Source organism: Salinicola halophyticus (assembly GCF_003206695.1).
Lineage (GTDB): Bacteria > Pseudomonadota > Gammaproteobacteria > Pseudomonadales > Halomonadaceae > Salinicola > Salinicola halophyticus.
The window spans coordinates 260-832 of sequence record NZ_PZJN01000012.1; the positions used below are offsets into that span (position 1 = coordinate 260).

Below are 573 nucleotides of genomic sequence, written 5' to 3' on the forward strand. Positions count from 1 at the left end.
GATGGCGGCGTCAGTACACCCAAGACGGTCACCATCACCGTGACCGGCACTAACGACGCCCCGGTCGCCGTCGCCGATACCCGGACCACCGGCGAGAACACTGTGCTGACCGGCCAGGTTCCGGCAGCGACCGATATCGATGGCACCATCGCCGGTTACGACCTGGCGACGGATGTCGGCACCGGCAACGGTAGCCTCAGCTTTAATAGCGACGGCAGCTACAACTTCACGCCGGGCACCGACTTCGATAGTCTCGCCGCGGGCNNCAGCTATACCGCCACCGATAACGATGGCGGCGTCAGTGCACCGAAGACGGTCACCATCACCGTCACGGGGACTAACGATGCGCCGGTCGCTCAGGCAGGCACGGCCACGACGGAAGAGAACACGTTGCTGACCGGTCAGGTCCCGGCGGCAAGTGACGTCGATGGCACCATCGCCAGCTACGCGCTCGACACCGGCGTAGGTCAGGGCAACGGCAGCCTGACGTTTAACGCCGACGGTTCCTACAGCTTCGCCCCCGACACCGACTTCGACACTCTGGCCGCCGGCGAAAGTCGCGACATCACCTTC

2 protein-coding genes (1 of these 2 running past the window's edge) are annotated in these 573 nt (G+C 64.8%); both read left to right on the top strand.

The features are described from left to right. Positions 1–53, top strand: partial view of an Ig-like domain-containing protein gene (locus DOM58_RS17790; RefSeq protein ID WP_425353405.1) — the 3' portion only. The gene continues 247 nt to the left of window position 1, outside the view; only the last 53 of its 300 coding nucleotides appear in the window; its start codon lies beyond the left edge, outside the window; it ends in the stop codon at positions 51–53. Continuing rightward, a partial coding sequence (locus DOM58_RS16780) for an Ig-like domain-containing protein (protein WP_245392317.1) occupies positions 40–573 on the top strand: 534 nt, incomplete at its 3' end. The genes DOM58_RS17790 and DOM58_RS16780, both read left to right, overlap by 14 nt.